Origin of the sequence: Clostridium polyendosporum (assembly GCF_018332455.1) — a bacterium.
Taxonomy (GTDB): Bacteria; Bacillota; Clostridia; order Clostridiales; family Clostridiaceae; genus Clostridium_AY; species Clostridium_AY polyendosporum.
Window position 1 is genome coordinate 104,248 of the sequence record NZ_BOPZ01000008.1, and the last position, 22,585, is coordinate 126,832.

Here is a 22,585-nt window from a genome sequence, read left to right on the forward strand (position 1 = left end):
TAGTATTAATAATAGAGTTAAGTTATATTTTTTTATAATTACTAATGGAAATGATTGTGGTATTATGTAAATATAACAATATATAATAATGTAAAAAATCTAACCTTCTTTATAGGGAGAGTATTTATGCAAATAAATTTTACAAAAAATATAAAATTAAATGCTGTTCAAATTCTATCAATTGGTTTTGCACTTGTTATACTTATAGGGGCAGTACTACTAAGCCTACCTATATCTTCACAAAGTGGAGAATTTACAAATTTTCTCGATAGTTTATTTACTTCGACAACTTCAGTATGTGTTACAGGACTAGTTACAGTAGATACAGGAACACACTGGAACTATTTTGGTAAGACAGTTATAATGATACTAATTCAAGTTGGTGGATTAGGATTCATGGCTTTTGCTACATTAATTGCACTATTATTAGGAAAGAAAATAACTCTAAAGGAAAGACTTCTCATGCAGGAAGCATTAAATACCTTTAATATTCAAGGTTTAGTTAAAATGGTAAAGTACGTTCTTGTATTTACATTTTCAGTGCAATTTTTGGGCGCACTGCTTTATTCTACACAATTTATTCCACAATTTGGTATTGGTAAAGGAATATACTACAGCATATTTCATTCAATTTCAGCCTTTTGTAATGCTGGTATTGACCTTATGGGGGATTTTTCTAGTATTACTGCATACTCAAATAACTCAGTAGTAATTTTAACCACTGGCGCATTAATAGTTATAGGTGGTCTTGGATTTACAGTATGGTCAGAAATATATAACTATAAAGGATTAAGAAAGCTTACACTTCACTCAAAAGTAGTTATTTTAGTTACTGGAATACTAATAATTAGTGGAGCAGTGTTAATGTTTTTGTTTGAGTTCAATAATCCTGATACAATGAAATCTATGGGTTTAAAAGATAAGCTTATCAACTCTCTATTCGCATCTATTACTCCTAGAACTGCTGGATTTAACTCAATATCCACTACTGATATGACTATGGCTGGTCGTTTTTTAACTATTGTACTTATGTTTATTGGTGGTTCGCCAGGATCTACTGCAGGTGGTCTGAAAACATCTACTGTAGGAATATTAATATTAACAATAGTATCAACTATTAAAGGTAGAGAAGATACTGAAATTTTTGGCAAAAGATTATCGAAGGATACAGTTTATAGAGCTTTCTCACTATTTACTATAGCTATAGGATTAGTCTTAATAGTAACAATGATATTATCAATAACGGAGCCGGGGGCTACTTTTGAGTATTTGCTCTATGAAACTATATCTGCCTTCGGTACAGTTGGACTTAGCTTAGGGTTAACAACAAATTTAAGTGCTATAGGTAAAGTAATAATTATTCTTACAATGTATTGTGGAAGAGTTGGTCCATTAACTATTGCTCTTGCTTTAGCTAATAGAAAGAAGAAATCGGGATATAAGTATCCGGAAGATAAAATACTTATAGGTTAGGAGGGAAATATATGTCAAATAAACAGTTTGTTGTGATTGGTTTGGGTAGATTTGGTACTTCTGTAGCAAAGACCTTATATGCATTAGGTAATGATGTTCTAGCTATAGATATGAATGAAGATTCTATTCAAGATATATCTGATGAGGTTACCCATGCTGTTCAAATGGATGCAACGGATGAAAATGCTTTAAGAACTTTGGGATTAAGAAACTTTGATGTTGCTGTAGTTACTATTGGTGGTAATCTTCAAGCAAGTGTTATGGTTACACTTTTGGTTAAGGAGCTTGGGATAAAACATATAATAGCAAAAGCAAATAGCGATATACATGCGAAGGTTTTATATAAGATAGGAGCAGATAGAGTGATACTTCCTGAAAAAGATATGGGGGTAAGGGTTGCTCACAATTTGGTTTCAACAAGTATTTTAGATTATATCGAGCTTTCTCCAGATTATAGTATTATTGAAATAGAAAGTCCAAAAGAGTGGCATAATAAATCTCTAAGAGAGTTAGATTTAAGAACTAAGTACGGAATAAATGTAATGGCTATTAAAACAAGAAATGATATAAATATAACCCCAAATGCAGATGGGGTTATTAAAGAAGATGATATCGTTGTGGCAATTGGATCAACAGAAGAGTTAAGTAAGCTAGAAGGAATGATTTCTAGAATGTAGCAACAGAGGTGGAATTAGTGTTAACTATAGAAAGTAAGGAAAATAACTTCTTCAAGGAGTTAAAGAAGCTAAAGGAAAAAAAGTATAGAACTAAAGAGGGAAAATATATAATTGAAGGCTTTAGATTTGTTCAAGAGGCTTTAAAGGCAGATGCAGATGTTCAATCCATAGTAATAAGTGAAGAAGCAAAAAATAAGTTACATGAATATATAGATGAAAATTCTATTAAAGATAAAAAAGTATATATATTAAAGACCTCACTTTTTAATATGCTTTGTTCAACTGAGAACCCTCAGGGAATATTAGCTGTAGTAGGAATGAATAAAAGCTTTCATTATAAAGAAGGAGAGTTTTATATACTTGTAGATAAGGTACAAGATCCAGGAAATATGGGAACTATTATTAGAACAGCTCATGCAGCTGGGGTCGATGGTGTTATTGTTACAAAAGGTACTGTTGATATGTATAATGATAAGACTCTTCGTTCTACTATGGGCTCAATATTTTACATACCAGTAATAGAAGATGATGATTTAGCTTTTACAAGAAACTTAATAAAGAATGGATTTAAGGTAGTAATAAGCTCTTTGCAGGCTAATGAAAATTTCTTTGAAGCTGACTTAAGGGGCAAAACAATAATAACTGTTGGGAATGAAGGTAATGGAGTTTCAGAAGAAGTAAGTAATCTTGGAGATACTAAGATAAAGATACCTATGCCAGGAAATGCTGAATCTTTAAATGTTTCTACTGCTGCATCAATAATGATATTTGAAAAAGTAAGACAAAATCTTATTAAATAGTATTGAATATGAAGATTTTAGTATGTATAATATGTATATAATTTAATACTAAAAGACTGTGAATGAGAAAGTAGACATAGAGCTTCTTTTACAGGGAGGAAAAGTCATTGATTGAGAACTTTTTCAAAGTGACTATGTTGAAGTTCGCTCAGGAGTCCTAACTATGAATTTAGTAGTAGTTAGCGGATATCCCGTTATAAATTAGAGTGAGCACAACTGTGCTAATTAGGGTGGTACCGCGGATATCCCGTCCCTTTGTAGGGGCGGTTTTTTTGTGCGAAAATTTAAGAAAGGAGTCATATAAATGAAAGAACAACTACTTCAAATTAAAGAAAATGCTATTAAGGTACTTAACGAAGTAAAAAATAGTTCAGATCTTGAAGCTATAAGAGTTAAGTATTTGGGGAAAAAAGGAGAATTAACTTCCATATTAAGAGGTATGGGAGGATTATCTTCTGAAGAGAGACCTATTATAGGAAAGTTAGCTAATGAAGTAAGAGAAGAAATAGAAAATAAAATAGAGGCTATTTCTAAAGAGATAAAGAATAAAGAAAAAAATGAGAAGCTTAAAAGCGAGGTTATAGATATTTCTCTTCCAGGAAGAAAAAATAGGGTTGGAAAAAGACATCCTCTTGATTTAACTCTAGAAAGTATGAAGGAAATATTTATCTCAATGGGATTTACGATCGAAGAAGGACCTGAGGTAGAGCTTGATTACTATAACTTTGAGGCTTTGAATATTCCTAAGAATCATCCAGCAAGAAGTGAGCAGGATACTTTTTATATAAATGATAGTTTGGTTTTAAGAACTCAAACTTCACCTGTACAGATAAGAGTTATGGAAAACCAAAAGCCACCTATAAAGATGATTTCACCAGGAAAAGTTTTTAGATCAGATGCAGTAGATGCAACACACTCTCCTATCTTTTATCAAATGGAAGGATTAGTGGTTGATAAGGGAATTACTTTTGCTGACTTAAAAGGAACATTAGAGTTATTTGCTAAGAAAATGTTTGGAGATAAAGTTCAAACTAAGTTTAGACCACATCACTTCCCATTCACTGAGCCATCAGCAGAAATGGATGCAACATGCTTTGTTTGTGAAGGCAAGGGCTGTAGAGTTTGTAAAGGAAGTGGTTGGATAGAATTATTAGGATGTGGAATGGTTCATCCACAGGTTTTAAGAAATTGTGGTATAGATCCAGAAGTATATAGTGGTTTTGCTTTTGGATTTGGCGTAGATAGAATGGTAATGTTGAAATACGGTATAGATGATATAAGACTTCTTTATGAAAGTGACATGAGATTCTTAAATCAATTTTAGGAGGTTTGGGTAATGAAGGTACCATATACTTGGCTTAAAGATTACGTTGATATAAATATAGATGCAAAAGAATTGGCTGATAGATTAACTTTATCTGGCTCTAAGGTCGAAGAGGTTATAACTTCAGGAGATGAGATTGTAAATGTAGTTACTGGAAAAATCCTTAAAATAGATCGACATCCAGATGCTGAAAAGCTTGTGATTTGTCAGGTTGAAGTAGGTCAAGAAGTGCCAGTACAAATAGTTACTGGTGCCAATAATATGAGTGAAGATGATATTGTTCCAGTAGCATTACATGGAGCAGTACTCACTAATGGATTAAAGATTAAAAAGGGTAAGCTTAGAGGGATAGTATCTAATGGTATGATGTGTTCAGAAGAAGAGCTTGGTATAGCTGGCGATGAACCAGTTCATGGCTTAATGATACTTCCAGATAGCACGCCAATAGGAAAGGATATTAAAGAGGTATTAGGGTTAAATAAGTCTGTAATTGATTTTGAAATAACTTCAAACAGACCAGATTGCCTAAGTGTAGTTGGTATGGCAAGGGAAACTGCTGCAACTTTAGGAACTACATATAGAATGCCAAATATCTCTTATGAAGTTAAATGTTCATCAAGTATACATAATGAATTAAAGGTAGACATTAAAGATACATTATGTAGAAGATACATGGCTAGAGGAATTAAAAATGTTAAGGTAGAACCATCACCTTTGTGGATGCAGGAAAGACTTATTGATGCAGGAATTAGACCAATAAACAACATTGTTGATATAACAAACTTTGTTATGCTAGAATTAGGTCAACCTATGCATGCCTTTGATAAGAGAGAATTAAAAACAGGTACGATAGTAGTTGAAAGAGCAAAAAATGAAGAAAAATTTACTACCCTTGATGAGCTAGAAAGAACTTTAGATGAAGATGTACTATGCATAAAAGATGGAGAAACCATTGTAGCATTAGCTGGAATAATGGGCGGTCTTGATTCTGGTATCAAGGACGATACTATAGAAATAGTTTTTGAATGTGCAAATTTTGATGGAACAAATATAAGAGTAAATTCTAAGAAGCTTGGTTTAAGAACTGAATCCTCTTCAAGATTCGAAAAAGATATAGATCCAAATCTTGCTGAATTAGCTTTAAATAGAGCTTGTACTTTAATTGAACAACTTGGCGCTGGAGACGTAATGGAAGGCACTATAGATGTTTATAATGATGTTAAGAAAGAAAAGCAGCTTATTGTTAATAGTGATTGGGTTAATAGATTCCTAGGTACTTCCTTAACAAAGGAACAAATGAAGGATTATTTAGACAAGTTAGAACTTAACACAGAGATACAAAATAATGAACTAGTAATAACAGTTCCTACATTTAGAATTGATATTGATATAAAGGAAGATATTGCTGAAGAGATTGCTAGAATTTATGGTTATGATAATATTCCGACTACAATAGCATCTTCAAGTACAGATAGAGAGCCTAAGAATAGGAAGCAAAAACTTGATGATGAAGTAATCGAAACTATGATCTCTAGTGGATTAAATCAATCAATTTCATATGCTTTTGTAAGTCCAAAAGTATTTGATATGATAAATGCCCCACAGGATAGTATTCTTAGAAAAACTATAAAAATCAAGAATCCTCTTGGGGAAGACTATAGTTTAATGAGAACAACAACTATTCCATCAATAATGGAATCATTAGCAAGAAATTATTCAAGAAATAATAATTATGCAAGTTTATTCGAAATAGGTAAAGTATATATACCTAATGTTGATGAAAGTAAGCTGCCAGAAGAAAAGAATATACTAACTATAGGTTTATATGGCGAAGTAGACTATCTAGACTTAAAGGGAGTTGTTGAAAACCTATTTGATGCATTAGGTATCAATAAGTGTACTTACAAGAGACAAAATGAAAATGCTACCTATCACCCAGGTAAAACTGCCGAAGTTTTTGTTGGAAAGGATAGAGTTGCAATATTAGGTGAAATACATCCTGATGTTATGGATAATTATGGAATAGAAGCTCTATGTTATGTTGCTGAAATTGACTTAGATGTAGTATATTCTAATGCTAATATTATTAAGTATTATAAGCCATTACCAAAGTTCCCAGCGGTAACAAGAGATATTGCATTACTTGTAGATGATGAAATATTGGTTCAAGAAATAAATGAAACAATAAGAAAAGCAGGTGGCAATATAGTAGAGAGTGTAAATTTATTTGATGTTTATAAGGGTAAGCAAATACCAGAAGGTAAAAAGAGTATAGCTTATGCAATCGCTTATAGAGATGAAAAGAAAACACTAACAGATAATGAAGTAAATAAAGTACATGAAAAGATTTTACGCTCACTAGAATATAAACTTGGAGCGCAATTAAGATAATCAATATTTTATTTGTTGTAATTTTACTAGATGAAATCTGGTTAAGAATGAAAGGGTTCGATACCCTTTCATTCTCATTTAATGGCATTTCACAAAGTGAAATTTTAGTAAAAGTGAATAGGTTAAAACCTATTCACTTTTATTAAATGTAAAAATGTGTTAATATTTAATTAATGATAAGAAAGTAACTTTAACTAATAGAGTTTTTTCTTTAATATTATATTAAATTGTGAACTTGTGTGTATAAATATTGAGTATTAAGAGGTGTTGTTATGGCTTCAGTTACTGTGAAGATCAACGGTATAGAATATAACCTTAAGGGTAAAGAGGACACAGCATATCTTCAGCAGGTTGCAAAATATGTTGATGAAAGAGTTAAGGAACTGTTGGAAAAAAACAGCAAATTAAGTTTTTCAGCAGCTACAGTACTTGCAGCGATTAATGTTGTTGATGAACTTTTTAAAGGAAACAAAGATTATAATGATTTAATAGCTAGTTTTGATAATCTTCAATTAGTTAATAAGAGTTTAGAGAAAGAAGTTGAAGAGCTAAAAGAAAGCTTCAAGGCGTTAAGAGAGCAATGTGAAACTTTAAATCAACAAGTAGATAGTAAAAATCAGCAAGTAAATGGTGAAGATCAACAAACAGATAGTGAAGATCAACAAGTTGATGGTGAAAATGAACAAGTAGATATTGAAAATCAGCAGGTTGATAATGAAGGTCAACAAGTTGATGGTGAAAATGAACAAGTAGATATTAAAAATCAGCAAGTTGATGGTGAAGATCAACAGGCAGATATCGAAAATCAGCAAGTTGATGGTGAAAATGAACAAGCAGATATTGAAAATCAGCAAGTTGATGATGAAAATGAACAAGCAGATATTGAAAATCAGCAAGTTGATGATGAAAATCAACAGGCAGATAGTGAAAATGAACAAGCAGATATTGAAAATCAGCAAGTTGATGATGAAAATCAACAGGCAGATAGTGAAGGATTGTTTGAAGAAGTTGAACGACTAAGAGAGCAACTTATGATTATGGAAGATATAAATAAGGAGCTTATGAATAAGAATAAGAAACTTGAGGAGAACAATAGAGAGCTTAAGTTCCAAGTTCAGACATCAAAGTATAAGATCATGGATTTACAAAAAAAGTATATTGATAGCCAGATTAGTCTAGCATCTGAAAGAAAGAGCAGAAATCCTTTGTTAAATCTTACAAACAATTCATAAAACCTGTCTAATGACAGGTTTTTTACTTTCTGTCATTTTGTAAAGTGAATCTAGTTAGAGTTTAGTACGCTAAATGTCTGCTCAGTTTTATTTTAAAGTTATTCTAAAATATAATCTAATATTTAAAGTAATTTGTAGAAAAATAATTAAAAGATAAGTGTATCTAAAAAAATTAAAAAGTATTAATATTTTAGATGTTTAGTCAATATTGTATTGTAATATTTTGTAACAATCAATACTAATGTGGGATGATATAATAAAATTAGTTTATAATAACTTTTATGGTATAATACTGAATAGTGCATTGATAAAATTAGTAGGAGAGATGTAGTAATGAATAAAATTGAATTACTTGCACCAGCAGGAAGCAAGGAAAGTTTATATGCAGCAATTAATAAAGGAGCAGATGCAGTATACTTAGGAGGAACTAAGTTTTCTGCAAGAGCTTATGCCTCAAATTTTGATGAAAAAACATTAGAAGAAGCTGTAGATTACGCTCACATGTATGGAGTGAAAGTTTACATTACTATAAATACATTGATTAAGGAAAAAGAGTTAAGAGAAGTTCTAGAATATGTAGGATTTCTTTATAAAATTGGTGTAGATGCATTAATAATTCAAGACCTGGGCGTATTTAATGAGATTAAAAAGAAGTTTCCAGATTTCGAATTACATGCTTCAACTCAAATGACAATACATAATGGAGAGGGTGCCCTTTTCTTAAAGGAAAATGGATTTCATAGAGTAGTTTTATCAAGGGAACTTTCCTTAGATGAAATCAAGTATATCTCTAAAGAATTAAAAATTGAAACTGAAATATTTGTACATGGAGCTTTATGCATATGCTATTCTGGTCAATGTTTAATGAGTAGTATAATTGGTGGTAGAAGTGGAAATAGAGGAAGATGTGCTCAATCATGCAGACTACCATACAGCATAATAAAGAAAGGGAGTGGAGAACTTTATAAAGGTTATTTACTTAGCCCTAAGGATATGTGTACCATTGATGATATAGAAGATATTATTGAAAGTGAAACTGACTCTTTAAAGATAGAAGGAAGAATGAAAAGACCAGAGTATGTAGCTGGAGTTGTAGAGAGTTATAAGGAGGCTATTGAAAACTATTATATTAAAAAACATAGTAATACAGAGAATCATAAGAAAGTTTTAATGAAGCTTTTTAATAGAGAGGGATTCTCTAAGGCATATCTTTACAAAAACGTAGGTAAGGATATGATGGCATTTAATATGCCAAAAAACACAGGGGTTTTTGTTGGAATAATTGACAGTAATGGAGAGGTAGATTTAGTTGAAGACGTATCATTAGGTGATGGAATTAGATGCGGTGAAAATGGATTTACAGTTTCAAAAATTCTTAAAAATAACAAGGAAGTATTAAAAGCCTTTAAGGGAGAAAGTGTAAAAATATTTCCTAAGAACTATAGAAAAGGTGACTATATTTACAAAACTTCTGATGTGGAGTTGTTAGAAAAGCTTAAATCATCCTATCTAAATCCTTTCGGTAAAAAGATATTGATTAATGCAGAAGTAGAATTTGAGATTGGAAAACCTCTTTCTATAAAAACAGTTTATAATGGTGTTGAATTTGATGTTCAAGGAGATCTAGTTCAAGAGGCATTAAAAAAACCATTATCAATTGAAAAGATTAAGGAGAATTTAGGAAAGTCAGGAGATATTCCGTATAAAATAGAAAATATTAAATTTTCTTCTTTTGATGAAGGCTTTTTACCAATATCATCTTTAAATAACGCAAGAAGAGAGATTCTTCAAAAAATAATATCATTTGAAATAGAAAAGTATAAACGTCAGGTGCCAGTTAAAAGTTATTTAAATGATAGAACTTTAAAGGATAAAAAGTATGCCTTTCCAGAGTTTACTTATGTGATCAATACAAAAGAACAACTACGAGCTCTAATGGATTTAAATATAGAGAACATTGTTATAGATGTTTTTGATAAGTCTTATGGAACTATAAAGATTGAAGACTTAGATAAATTAGATTTAACTAAGGTTTATATAAAAATACCAAATATAATAAAAAAAGAATTTAATTTTATTTGTGATATTTTAGATAAATATATTAAGGATATAAAAGGTATTGTTACCGCAAATGTAGGTATTATCTCAAGGTATAAAGGAAGAACCGAAATAATTGGTGATTACAAACTAAATATTTTTAATAGTTCGTCAGCAGAGTTTTATTCTAATCATATTGATTTAATACCAATTAGTGTTGAACTAAATAGAAAAGAAGTTATTGATGTGGTTAAAAATTGTAATCATGAACTCCAGCAGATGATATATGGTAAGGTAGAGATGATGGTAAGTGAATATTGTCCAATTGGTAGTACTTTTGGAGGAAAGTGTGAAAATAAACAATGTGATGAGCCATGTGTTTCAGCAGATTTTGAGTTAGAAGACAGGATGAAGGAAAGATTTGTTGTTAAAACGGATAGATTTTGTAGATCACATATATATAACAATGTACCAACAAATCTTATTGAAGAACTAGAGGAGTTAAAGAATATTGGTATTGCATATTTTAGAGTAGATTTTGTAGATGAAGATTATGAAGAAGTAATAAAGGTAATAAAAATGTTACAAGGTAGTTTAGAGGTTTATAGCTCAAAATATACAAAAGGACATTATAGAAGAGGTGTGGAATAAAGGAGAACTAACTATGAATGAAAAGTCATTAAAAGTTTTAGAATTCAATAAAATAAAAGAAGAACTAAAAAAGTACACTTTAACTGCGGCATCAAAAGAAGTTATTGAAGAGCTTACACCTTATAAAACAGTTTATGAGGTTAAAGAACATTTACAAGAAACAAAAGAGGCTTATAATATTTTAATTAAAAAAGGTAATCCGCCTTTTGAAGGATTATATGATGTAAGAGAAGCGGTAAAAAGAGTTGAAAAGGGTGGAGGTTTAAATGCTGGACAGCTACTTAGAGTTGCTCAAATGGTAAGATGTGCTAGAAGGTTTAATGAATTTATTCAAAGAAAAGAACAAGAAGAGGAATACAGAATTATTGAGGATGTATGCAGTGGACTTACTCCTTTAAGAAAAATTGAAGATGCTGTTTTTACAGCAATAGTAGGTGAAGATGAGGTTTCTGATAAAGCTAGCCAAACTCTTTATAATATAAGAAGAAGTTTAAAGGAAAAAAATTCATCAGTTAGAGATAAGGTTAATTCTATAATAAGAGAAAACTCCAAGTATCTTCAAGATAATCTCTTTACAATGAGAGGAGATAGATATGTTATTCCGGTAAAATCTGAATATAAGGGCGCAGTTCAAGGACTTATCCATGATCAAAGTTCCACTGGGGCTACTTTATTTATTGAACCTATAAGTCTTGTTAATTTAAATAATGAAATAAAGGAGCTTATGTTAAAGGAAAAAGCAGAAATAGAAAGAATATTATCTGAGCTTTCATCTATTATTTATGACAATATTTCAGCAGTTAAAAACAATTCTAATATCTTAATTGAATTAGATTTTATATTTGCTAAAGCTAAGTATTGTAGCAAGATTAATGGGGTATGCCCTAAAGTAAATGATAACGGTGCTTTTACTCTATTAGAAGCTCGTCATCCGCTAATTGATCCTCAAAAGGTAGTTCCTTCAGATATATATTTAGGAAAGGATTTTACAAGCCTTGTAGTTACGGGTCCTAATACTGGAGGGAAAACTGTTACACTTAAAACGGTGGGGCTTTTACATTTGATGGCCATGAGTGGTTTATTAATACCGACGAGAGAAAATTCTTCTATAAGCTTTTTTGATGAGATATTCGCTGACATTGGAGATGAGCAAAGCATTGAACAAAGCCTGTCTACTTTCTCGTCACATATGACTAATATAGTTGGAATAATGGAGAAAGCCAATAATAAATCTTTAGCTTTATTTGATGAGTTAGGAGCTGGTACTGATCCGACAGAAGGTGCAGCACTAGCAATGGCAATTCTTGAGACTCTTAGACAAATAGGATGTAAGATAGTAGCAACAACTCACTATAGTGAGCTTAAAGGATACGCTCTTAAGACTCCAGGGGTTGAAAATGCATCAGTAGAATTTGATGTAGAAACCTTAAGACCAACTTACAGATTACTTATTGGAATTCCAGGAAAATCTAATGCATTTGAAATTTCTAAAAGACTAGGATTGCAAGAGGTTATTATCGAGAAAGCCAAGGGATTAATATCGCACGAATCTCTTAAGTTTGAAGATTTAATACAAAATTTACAAGAAAAGACCATTAGAGCAGAAAAAGATGCAAGGGATGCAGAAAAACTGAAATTTGAAATTAACAAACTAAAAGAGAAATATGAAGAAAAATTAACTAATATAGAGAAAACGAGAGAAAATGCTTATGCTGAAGCAAGACGAGAATCAAAGCAAATTTTGAGAGATGCTAAGGAAGAAGCAGATCAAATACTTAAGAATATGAGAGAACTTGAGAGAATGGGGATTTCTTCTGATGCGAGAAGAATGTTAGAAGAAGAGAGAAGTAAGCTTAAGAACAAATTAGATAAAGCAGAACAGCAATTAAATAAGACTATTAAAGAAAAAAATGGTGAAGAACTTAAAGAAGTTAAACTTGGAATGGAAGTCTTTTTACCATCTATTAATCAAAAGGTTGTAATACTTACTATGCCTGATTCTAAGGGAGAAGTGCAGGTTGAAGCAGGTATTATGAAAGTTAATGTTAAGGTTAAAGACCTTAGAGTAGCCAAAGAAACTAAGGAAGTTAAGAAAAAATCAAAGAAGGAAGTACAATTAAATTTACGAACAGTATCTTCTTCAATAGATTTAAGAGGAATGGATGCAGAAGAAGCCTGCTATACTGTAGATAAATATTTAGATGAAGCATATTTAGGTGGACTAGGTGAAGTTACTGTAGTTCATGGTAAAGGTACTGGAGTTTTAAGAAAAGCGATAAATGATATGTTAAAAAGCCATCCTCACGTAAAATCCTTCAGATTAGGAGAATATGGTGAGGGAGGAACAGGCGTTACAGTAGTTCAATTAAAATAGAGGTGTGGTATGATAATTATAAGTGCTTGCTTATGTGGAATAAATTGTAAGTACAATGGCGGAAACAATTTAAGAAAAGACATTAAAGATCTTTTTGATCAAGGAAAAGCCGTATTGGTTTGTCCAGAGAACTTAGGAGAGTTACCAACACCAAGAAGTGCAAGAGAAATTGTTGGCGGGACAGGAAAAGATGTTCTAGAAGGAAGGGCAAGGGTGATTTCTGCGGAAGGAAAAGACTCTACAAAAGAATTTTTAGAAGGTGCAGAAAAAACTTTAGAGATAGCTAAGAAAGTTGGAGCTAAGGTTGCTATCTTAAAAGCAAAAAGTCCTTCTTGTGGATGTGGATGGATTTATGATGGAACTTTTTCTGGGAAACTTATAAAGGGAAATGGAGTTACAGCAGAATTATTGTCTAAAAAAGGTATAAAAGTATACAATGAAGATAATTTCAAGGAAGAAGAGTGGGGAGAACTATAATCAGTTATTAAAAGCTGATAGATAAAATTAAAATAATAGCTATAGATTTGTGCTTTGATATAAAATAAACAAAAAGAGTACCGTAATAGGTACTCTTTTTGTTATCGTTATTTGCCGTCGCTTTATGAAGTATAAATAACGATGACATTTAACTATTATCTATTATCTGCTATCATTTCACAAAGTGAAATTTGGCTAAAAGTGAATAGGCTTAGTACCTATTCACTTTTATTGCTGAACAATTTTTATATTTTCAACTTTAGGATCTTCTGTTCCTTGAACGTAAAGTCCTACTTGTTTTAACTCTTCTACATAGTCAATTATTTCTTTTGTTATTATTTCTCCAGGACATAAAAGTGGTATTCCAGGTGGATAAGCTAACAGGAATTCTCCACTTACTTTGCCAATACTTTGCTTTAATGGAATTGAAACTTTTTTACTATTAAATGCATCTCTAGGAATTATAGCTCTTTCTGGAATATCTGGAATATCTATAAAGTCAGGTTTAACCTTTCCTTTTGAAGAATATTCTTGTGAAATTTCCCTTAATGCAGTTAAAAGTTTGTCATAACTTTCTTTTGTATCTCCAAAAGAACCAACTGCTAGTACATTATATAAATCTGAAAGTTCCATTTGTATATGGTATTTATTGCATAATATCATATCAAGTTCGTAACCAGTGATTCCTAAATCTCTGCAGGTTATTGTAATTTTTGTTGGATCTAAGGCATATGCACCAGGTTTGCCTAATATTTCAGTACCAAAGCAGTAGAAGCCTGGTATTCTATTTATTTCTTCCCTAACATAATTACATAAATCAATTGTTTTATCTAATAATTCTTTACCATTAAGTGCAATTTGTCTTCTAGCACAATCTAAACTTGCCATTAGTATATAAGATGGAGATGTGGTTTGAAGTAAATTTAAGATCTGTTGAACTCTTGTTGGGTCAATATATTTGCTTCTAACTTGAAGTAGTGAACATTGAGTTAAAGCACCTATTATTTTATGAGTGCTCTGTGCACAGATATCTGCTCCTGCCTGCATTGCGGATGTTGGCAGTTCACCATTAAATCCCAAGTGAGGACCATGAGCTTCATCTACTATTAGTGGTATATCGTAACTATGAACTATATCAACAATTTTCTTAATATCAGTTGCAACACCATAGTAAGTTGGATTGATTATTAACACGGCTTTTGCATCAGGATGGTCTTCTAAAGTTTTTTTCACAGTCTCAGGGGCAACTCCGTGAGCAATACCAACCTGCTTATCAAGTTCAGGCTGCATAAATACTGGAACCGCACCACTCAGAATAATACCAGCTGTAATTGACTTATGAACGTTTCTTGGAATAATAATTTTATCCCCAGAACTAACTACTGACATTACCATTGCTTGAATAGCACCTGATGTTCCATGGATTGAAAAGAATGCTGCATCTGAACCATAAGCATCTGCTGCTAGTTCTTGAGCTTTCTTTATTGGTCCTGTAGGATGATGTAAACTATCAACTAGTTTGAATACTGTTACATCTATCTTAAATGGATTTTCACCTATAAAATTCTTGAATTCTTCGTCCATTCCTATACCTTTTTTATGACCTGGAACATGGAATGGAACTGTTCCTCTATTAACATACTCCATTAGGGCGTCAAAAAGTGGAGTTTCATTTTGGTCTAATCTGTACACTTTGATACCACACCTTCTTTCAAAATATTAATAAGCCTGTGAAAAACAATATTATTATATGTTATCAATTATTGGAATGCAATATAAATTTTCACCATGTATAATATTAATTTTTTCAGATAATAATATGTGAAAGGAGGGATAAAAATGGAAGTATTGAAAGTAGAAACAAGATCTAAAAACTCACATCATGATGCTAAAAAGCGTCGAAGACAAGGTAAGATTCCTGGTATAATTTATGGAACCGGAATGACAAACATATTATTTGAAATAGGAGAATTAGAACTACATCATGCTATTTGTAAAAAAGGAGAGCATGGAATAGTTGATGTTGGTATTAATGGAAGTGAACATAGTACAATTATTAAAGAAGTACAAAGGGATCCTCTTTCTCATAAGATTATTCATATTGATTTAGAAGAAATACAGAAAGATAAAAAGGTTACTACTACTGTTCCCATACATTTTGTTGGTGAGGAAATGCTCAACAGATTTGGTGCTGTAATTCAAAAAGAAAAGGCAAATGTAAAGGTGCTATGTAAACCAGAAGATTTACCAAAGTATTTTGAATTGAACGTAAAGGACTCCTCTATAGGAACTATTTATACTGTTGGTGATTTAGAAGTAGCTTCTGAAATATCAATTATAGATGATATTGATGCTGTACTCGGTTCAGTTAGTTATGAACAAAAACTTGTCGAAGCTGTAGAACCTCAAGAAAATAAAGGATAGGCTAAACCCTATGGAAACATAGGGTTGTTTTTGTGATTTTTTACAATTTTATGAAAATAAAAGTTTAAATTTTACTTTTTTTGTTGTATAATATTCTATGTCAGAACTAAGGGAGGGATATAGATGTTATATATGGAAAAATACAATCAGTGGCTAAACTCAGCAACAATCGGGGAAGAAATTAAAGAAGAATTAAAAAATATTACTAATGAAAAAGAAATCGAAGATAGATTCTATAAGGAATTAGACTTCGGTACAGGTGGTCTTAGAGGTGTTATTGGTGCTGGAACTAATAGAATGAATGTCTATACTGTAGGAAAAGCTACTCAAGGATTAGCAAACTACTTAAATGCAACATATTTAGAAGAAAAGTCTGCGGCTATTGCCTATGATTCAAGAAATATGTCAAAGGAATTTGCAAAATCAGCTGCATTAACTCTTTGCGCTAATGGAATAAAGGTTTATCTTTTTGAAAGCTTAAGACCTACACCAGTGCTTTCATTTACTGTAAGAGAGTTAGGATGTAAGTCAGGTATAGTAATTACTGCTTCACATAACCCTAAGCAATATAATGGATATAAAGTTTATGGTGAAGATGGTGGACAGGTTACTGATGAACCAGCTGAAGCTATAATTGGATATGTTAATAATGTTGTAGATTATGCAGAAATTAAGACAATTAGTGAAGAAGAAGCTTTAGCAAAAGGTTTACTTGTTTATATAGGTGAAGAAGTAGATAAGGTTTATATAGAAAAGACTAAGGGTCTTACAATAAGAAAAGAGCTTGTTAAAGAACAAGCAAAAGATCTAAAGATAATATACACTCCAATTCATGGTTCTGGTAATGTACCGGTTAGAAGAATATTATCTGAATTAGGTTATGAGAATGTTACTGTTGTAAAGGAACAAGAACTTCCAGATGGAAACTTCCCAACAGCTTCATATCCAAATCCAGAAGAACCAGCAGTATTTAAAATTGCTCTTGATTTAGCAAAGGAAATACAACCAGATATTATTTTTGGTACAGATCCTGACTGCGATAGAATCGGTGCTGTAGTTAAAGATAATGAAGGAGAATATAGAGTATTAACTGGTAACCAAACAGGAATGCTTTTAACTCATTATATTCTTGAGTCATTAAAGGAAAGAAATGAATTACCATCAAATGGTGTTGTGATAAAGACAATTGTAACAACAGAAGCTGTAAGAAAGATGGCAGAAGAATTTGATATTGCTCTATTAGATGTCTTAACTGGATTTAAGTACATTGGAGAGAAAATTAAACAATTCCAAGAATCAGGAGAGTATAAGTACTTGTTTGGATTTGAGGAAAGCTATGGTTATCTAGCAGGAGAGTATGTTAGAGATAAGGATGCAGTAGTAGCATCTATGTTAATAGCGGAAATGACATTATATTACAAATCTAAGGGTAAGACTTTATATGATGGACTTATAGATATATATAATCAGTATGGTTTTTACAAAGAAAATCTTGTATCCTTAGAATTAGCAGGTAAAGAAGGACAAGAAAAGATAGCTAATTGTATAGATAGCTTAAGAAATAATCCTTTAGATGCTTTAAATGGAGTTAAGATTGTTAAAAGATTTGACTATAAGTTAAGTTTAGAGACAGATTTGGTTAAAAATGAAACTAATAACATTGAATTACCTAAGTCAAATGTGTTAAAATTTATACTTGAAGATGATTCATGGTTTGTAGTAAGACCTTCTGGAACAGAACCAAAAATGAAAGTTTATCTATCTATTGTTGGAAATAGCATAGCGGATGCAGAAGAAAAAATTAAGAAATATACTGATGAAGTTATGGTTCTTATCAACTCAAAATTTGACTAATAATTAACTATAATTATGTTGCTATCATTTTTAATGATAGCAACAAATTTTACATATATGGGGGTGAATGTATTGGATTATAGTTCACTTTTCAAAGAAAAATTATCAAAAATGCTTTTTTTGGAAGTAAATAAAAATGAATTTTTAAAAGCTATAGGCGCACTACATATTGATTTTGAAAATAAAGATTTATACATACCTATAAGTGCTAAATACATATCAACAAGTATTAATAATGAATATAAAATTAATAATTTACCCATTTATTATTTTATAGAGGGTATGTTCTATGCTTTAGGAGCAGATGAAAATTTAAGATTTGCTAATGATTATAAAAAACTATTACATTCAATTAATGATTCTATTGTTTGTATTAAGAGTATTATTTCCGATACTATTAAAGTGAAAAAATATGAAGATGCCTTTATTTTATTAAAGGGGTTAATAGAATTAGAAAATAGTGTTGAATTTCAAGAAAAACTTTTATTAGTGGGAGAGACCATTAGAGAAATTGATAAAAGTTCTAAAGAAGTTCAACTTCAAGCTATTGAAGAATGTAAATTAGCTTATCCTAATGAAGCATTTCCTTATTTTTATGAGGCCTTAATGTTAAAAGATGAGGGAGAGCACTTTAAAGCATTTATATCTATAAGTGAATATATAAATTTAAGGGGAGAAAAAACTCAAGAGGTAGAATTATTATATGATGAGTTAAAAGTTATTGTAGACTATGAAAAGGGAAAAGAGCTTATAGAAGAAGAACCTATAAAAGCTCTTGAAAGGTTGTTACCTCTATTAGATATATTTACAGATAATGCTCTTATCTATTACTATATAGCAGTAGCATATAGAAAGTTATCTAATAGCGAGAAAGCAATATATTATTTAAACGAAAGTTTAAGACTAGATAGTTCTATAGTAGAGACAGTTAATGAACTTGGAATAAATTATGCATGTCTAGGAGATTACGAAACTGCAGTTAATTATTTTAGGAAAGCTTTTGATGCAACAAAGGATGTAGAGGTATGTACTAATATAATTATGTGTTATATTAATATGAACCAATTAGAAAACGCTAAGCTTCATCTTAAAATAGCAAAAAAAATAAATAATGAGGATGAAATTGTTAAAAAACTAGAGGAGATATTGGGGGGATAAGAAAATGGAATTAAAAGAGTATTTTAATATTATCAGGAAGAGAATTTTGCTTATTATAATTGTTACTCTAAGTTGCACTGTATTAAGTGCAGTAATTAGTTACTTTGTAATAAAACCAGTATATAAGGCTGATATTGCTGTTATAATTGGTAATAATGATAAGGTAGCTGATAGCACTAAACCTAATTACAATGATGTTATGATGTATCAAAAACTTGTTCAAACCTATAGTGAGTTTGTGAAAAAAAGAGTAATAGCTGAAGATGTTATTAAAGAATTAAACCTTGATATCACTGCAGATGAGCTTATTAATATGATATCTGCTACACCAAAGGGTACTACAGAATTTTTAAATATTTCTGTAAGTTCAACTAATAAAGATCAGGTAGCAGAAATAGCAAATCAAGTTGCTAAATCACTTAAAAAAGTATCAACAGAAATTAAAAATCAAGATAATGTTCAACTTGTAGATGGAGCAAGTGCACCACAAAAGCCAGACAGTCCTAAACCTCTATTAAATATAGCAGTAGCATTTTTTGTTGGATTAATGCTTTCAATAGGGGTTGCATTCTTACTTGAATATTTAGATAATACTGTTAAAGATGAGGAAGAATTAACTAAGTTATTAGGAATACCAGTTATTGGAGTAATACCTACAATCGAAGAATAATGGGGGAGAATTTGATGAAAAAGAATATAATATCTTTAATAGGTTCAAAGTCAAGGGCTGCAGAAGCTTTTAGAACATTAAGAACTAATATACAGTACGCTTCTTTAGATAGTGAAGTTAAATTGCTAGTATTAACATCTTCAAGTCCACAAGAAGGAAAAAGCACTGTTATATCTAATTTAGCAGTAACAATGGCTCAATCAGGAAAAAAGGTACTTCTTATGGATTGTGATTTTAGAAAGCCAACTATACATAAACAGTTTGGTATTCCTAATTCAGGGGGATTATCAGATGTTATAATAGGAGAGAAAAAAATAGAAGAATGTTTAAAAACTTCTGAAGTTAAGAACTTATATATTCTTACTTGTGGAACAGTGCCACCTAATCCATCAGAGCTTCTTGGAAGCAAGGCTATGGTAAAATATCTTAATGAGCTTAAAGAGATTTTTGATATAGTTTTAATAGATGCTCCACCAGTTCTTGCAGTTACAGATGCTCAACTTCTATCAGTAAATGCTGATGGTACTTTACTAGTGGCAAGTTATGGAAAGACTGAAAAGAAAGCAATTGTGAAGTCAAAAGAAATGATTGATAAAGTTGGTGGAAAACTTACTGGTGTAATATTTAACATGGTTCCAACTAAAGCTAATGAATATTATTATAGTAAATACTATGGATATTATGCTAAATAAAGGTGGAGTAATATGTTAGATTTACATAGTCATATAGTACCAGAAATAGATGATGGGTCGGTTTCACTAGAGGTTACAAAAGATATGCTTATTAATGCATACAATGAGGGGACAAGATGTATATGTGCTACATCTCATTATATATCTGGGGATTTTCAAATACAGAAGGAAATATATGACGAAAAATTTCTTAGTGTAAGTAAACTTGGTGAGGAAATAGGCATACAGGTTGTTAAGGGGTTAGAAGTTTACCTTACCCCCAATCTTCTAGAACTTTATAAGGAAGGGAAAATTTGGTGTATAAATGAAAAAAATTATATGCTAATTGAACTTCCTATGAGAGAAATTCCTTTGTATACAGAAGATGTTCTTTATAATCTTAGATTGTGCGGGGTTACTCCTATAATTGCTCATCCAGAAAGAAATTTTAAGATTGCTAACAATCTTGATGTTTTAAAAGATTTGTTAGAACAGGGAAATTTAGCTCAGATCAATGCGGGTAGTTTAACGGGTCTTTATGGAAGTGCTATTAAGGAAACTGCTTTGAAGCTCGTAGAAAAAAATATGATTCATTTCATTGGCAGTGATGCACATAATAATGGGAATAGAGATACAAGTATTTCTAGTGGAATTAATCAAATAAAAAAGATAAATCAGGATTTATTTCTATGGATAGTAGACAACGAAGAAAAGATATTAAGCGGTGAAGGGGTATATCCATTGGAAATAAAAAATGAAAAGAAGAAGGGGTTCTTATCAAGACTGTTTAAAAAGTAATTGGCACTGCTGATTACTTTTTTATTTACTGTTATTTCACGAAGTGAAATTTGGCTAAAATTAATAAGATGTATGGGCGCTTAGTTTTATTAAGTTGGACTTTTAACTAAGGTTTGACTTTGATATGTATAAAGTGTACAATTATTAAGTGTTATATTGTAATTATGAGGTGGATTATGAAAAGAAATAGCGCTGTAACAGAGTTGTTTAAATTTGGTACGTTTTTAGTAGATTCGATTTTAATAGTTACATCAGTATATATATCATTTTTGGTTTTGTTTGAATTTAATCCTCCAGAATATAATATACGACCTTTTATAGATATTATTCCTTTTATTATAATAGCTTATTTAATATTTATGTACGTCTTTGGTCTTAGTGATTTACTTAAAAAAAGTTTAGGTGAAACAATTTATTCTATAGGTTTGACTACAATTGCATTATTTATAACTACTGCTTTTATTACCTTTTTTGCAAGAGGATTTGCATACCCTAGAAGTGTATTAATAGTAGGTACTGTTGTGCAATTTGTCATTCTTTGTCTTTGGAGAACAGTTGTATGGAAATTAAATAGAATTTCTCATGGAGTAAAAGATTCACTTATTATAGGTAACGGATCTTTAGAGTATTTAACTAAAAAAATATTATTAAAACAGAGGGACCTATATAATATTAAATATATTTGTAATAGCAAAAGCAAAAGTATTAAAGGTTATCTTGATGAGGTTGATGTAGTTTTTATATGTAATGATGTAGATAATCAAATAAAGAGAGAAATAGTAGATAGTTGTCTTGCTAATAGAAAAAGTATATATATAATTCCTGATATATACGAAATAGCTCTTTTAAACTCAAAGTTAAATAGAGCAGATGATATACCTATGTTTAAAGTACAGAAGTTAGGACTAACTCTTGAGCAAAGATTTTTTAAGCGACTATTAGATATTATTATTTCATTAATTGGTATTATAATAACCAGCCCAATAATGGTTTTTGTAATTATAGCAATTAAACTAAATGATGGTGGAAATATTTTCTATGGCCAAGAAAGAGTCACAGAAAATGATAAAACTTTTAATGTTCTAAAGTTTAGAACAATGGTAATGAATGCAGAAAAGCTAACAGGACCAGTATTAGCTGGTGAAGAAGATCCTAGAATTACTAAGGTTGGTAGAATTTTGAGGGCTACAAGATTAGATGAAGTACCACAATTTTTTAACATTCTTAAAGGTGATATGAGTGTGGTAGGACCTAGACCGGAAAGACCTTTCTTTGTAGAACAATTTAAGAAAGAAATACCAGATTATAAATATAGAACTATTGTAAAAGCTGGATTAACTGGTTTGGCTCAAGTACTTGGTAAATATTCAACTACACCAGAGGATAAGGTTAGATACGATATATTATATATTAAAAATTATTCAATCTTATTAGATCTAAAGTTAATACTTCAAACAATTAAGATAATGTTTATGAAGGAAAGCTCCGAAGGCGTAAAGGAAGAATTATCTTTAGGAGAATTAATGTTAGCATCAAACAATGAAATAACCATAGATATAGATGAAAATTAACCT

General features: G+C 30.8%; 17 protein-coding genes and 1 other annotated feature. Of the genes, 16 read left to right on the forward strand and 1 reads right to left on the reverse strand.

Annotated features, from left to right (window positions below; all coding sequences use genetic code 11):
- Positions 1-126: 126 nt before the first annotated feature.
- The 9 genes from CPJCM30710_RS06760 (at position 127) to CPJCM30710_RS06800 (ending at position 13,436) form a co-directional block, all read left to right on the forward strand.
- Positions 127-1,473 (forward strand): TrkH family potassium uptake protein, encoded by a 1,347-nt coding sequence (locus CPJCM30710_RS06760; protein WP_212903409.1) that lies wholly within the window; start codon positions 127-129, stop codon positions 1,471-1,473.
- Positions 1,474-1,484: 11 nt separating this feature from the next.
- Positions 1,485-2,150 carry a potassium channel family protein gene (locus CPJCM30710_RS06765; protein ID WP_212903410.1) on the forward strand — a complete coding sequence of 222 codons (666 nt, stop codon included), beginning with the start codon at positions 1,485-1,487 and terminating at the stop codon, positions 2,148-2,150.
- Positions 2,151-2,167: 17 nt separating this feature from the next.
- Positions 2,168-2,950, forward strand: coding sequence for a TrmH family RNA methyltransferase (locus tag CPJCM30710_RS06770; RefSeq protein WP_212903411.1), 783 nt, complete (start codon positions 2,168-2,170; stop codon positions 2,948-2,950).
- A gap of 49 nt (positions 2,951-2,999) precedes the next feature.
- Positions 3,000-3,208: a binding site (T-box leader), on the forward strand.
- Between the two features lie 46 nt (positions 3,209-3,254).
- Complete coding sequence (gene pheS / locus CPJCM30710_RS06775; protein WP_212903412.1) at positions 3,255-4,274, forward strand: phenylalanine--tRNA ligase subunit alpha; 1,020 nt, start codon at positions 3,255-3,257, stop codon at positions 4,272-4,274.
- Positions 4,275-4,286: 12 nt separating this feature from the next.
- Positions 4,287-6,665 carry a phenylalanine--tRNA ligase subunit beta gene (gene pheT / locus CPJCM30710_RS06780; RefSeq protein WP_212903413.1) on the forward strand — a complete coding sequence of 793 codons (2,379 nt, stop codon included), beginning with the start codon at positions 4,287-4,289 and terminating at the stop codon, positions 6,663-6,665.
- A 272-nt stretch (positions 6,666-6,937) separates the two neighbouring features.
- Positions 6,938-7,897: a cell division protein ZapA gene (zapA, locus tag CPJCM30710_RS06785; protein WP_212903414.1), complete on the forward strand. Its 960-nt coding sequence runs from the start codon at positions 6,938-6,940 to the stop codon at positions 7,895-7,897.
- 333 nt (positions 7,898-8,230) lie between these two features.
- Positions 8,231-10,585, forward strand: coding sequence for a U32 family peptidase (locus tag CPJCM30710_RS06790; protein WP_212903415.1), 2,355 nt, complete (start codon positions 8,231-8,233; stop codon positions 10,583-10,585).
- Between the two features lie 13 nt (positions 10,586-10,598).
- Positions 10,599-12,959, forward strand: coding sequence for an endonuclease MutS2 (locus tag CPJCM30710_RS06795; RefSeq protein ID WP_212903416.1), 2,361 nt, complete (start codon positions 10,599-10,601; stop codon positions 12,957-12,959).
- A 9-nt stretch (positions 12,960-12,968) separates the two neighbouring features.
- Positions 12,969-13,436, forward strand: coding sequence for a DUF523 domain-containing protein (locus CPJCM30710_RS06800; protein WP_212903417.1), 468 nt, complete (start codon positions 12,969-12,971; stop codon positions 13,434-13,436).
- 228 nt (positions 13,437-13,664) lie between these two features.
- On the opposite strand, the gene CPJCM30710_RS06805 is transcribed toward CPJCM30710_RS06800, so the two are convergent.
- Positions 13,665-15,128 (reverse strand): aminotransferase class I/II-fold pyridoxal phosphate-dependent enzyme, encoded by a 1,464-nt coding sequence (locus CPJCM30710_RS06805; protein WP_212903418.1) that lies wholly within the window; start codon positions 15,126-15,128, stop codon positions 13,665-13,667.
- 147 nt (positions 15,129-15,275) lie between these two features.
- Here CPJCM30710_RS06805 and CPJCM30710_RS06810 point away from each other — a divergent pair, with 147 nt between their 5' ends.
- The 7 genes from CPJCM30710_RS06810 to CPJCM30710_RS06840 all read left to right on the forward strand — a co-directional run bounded on the left by CPJCM30710_RS06810 (position 15,276) and on the right by CPJCM30710_RS06840 (position 22,582).
- On the forward strand, positions 15,276-15,860 hold the full coding sequence (locus CPJCM30710_RS06810) for a 50S ribosomal protein L25 (protein ID WP_212903419.1): 585 nt from the start codon (positions 15,276-15,278) through the stop codon (positions 15,858-15,860).
- A 123-nt stretch (positions 15,861-15,983) separates the two neighbouring features.
- Positions 15,984-17,714, forward strand: a complete 1,731-nt coding sequence (locus CPJCM30710_RS06815; protein ID WP_212903420.1) for a phospho-sugar mutase — start codon at positions 15,984-15,986, stop codon at positions 17,712-17,714.
- 72 nt (positions 17,715-17,786) lie between these two features.
- Complete coding sequence (locus tag CPJCM30710_RS06820; protein WP_212903421.1) at positions 17,787-18,872, forward strand: tetratricopeptide repeat protein; 1,086 nt, start codon at positions 17,787-17,789, stop codon at positions 18,870-18,872.
- Between the two features lie 4 nt (positions 18,873-18,876).
- Entirely contained in the window at positions 18,877-19,542 is a 666-nt protein-coding gene (locus CPJCM30710_RS06825; protein WP_212903422.1) for a YveK family protein, read from the forward strand.
- Between the two features lie 14 nt (positions 19,543-19,556).
- Positions 19,557-20,234, forward strand: a complete 678-nt coding sequence (locus CPJCM30710_RS06830) for a CpsD/CapB family tyrosine-protein kinase (protein WP_212903423.1) — start codon at positions 19,557-19,559, stop codon at positions 20,232-20,234.
- A gap of 12 nt (positions 20,235-20,246) precedes the next feature.
- Positions 20,247-21,011 carry a tyrosine-protein phosphatase gene (locus CPJCM30710_RS06835; protein ID WP_212903424.1) on the forward strand — a complete coding sequence of 255 codons (765 nt, stop codon included), beginning with the start codon at positions 20,247-20,249 and terminating at the stop codon, positions 21,009-21,011.
- Positions 21,012-21,187: 176 nt separating this feature from the next.
- On the forward strand, positions 21,188-22,582 hold the full coding sequence (locus tag CPJCM30710_RS06840) for a sugar transferase (protein WP_212903425.1): 1,395 nt from the start codon (positions 21,188-21,190) through the stop codon (positions 22,580-22,582).
- The last annotated feature ends 3 nt before the right edge of the window (positions 22,583-22,585 follow it).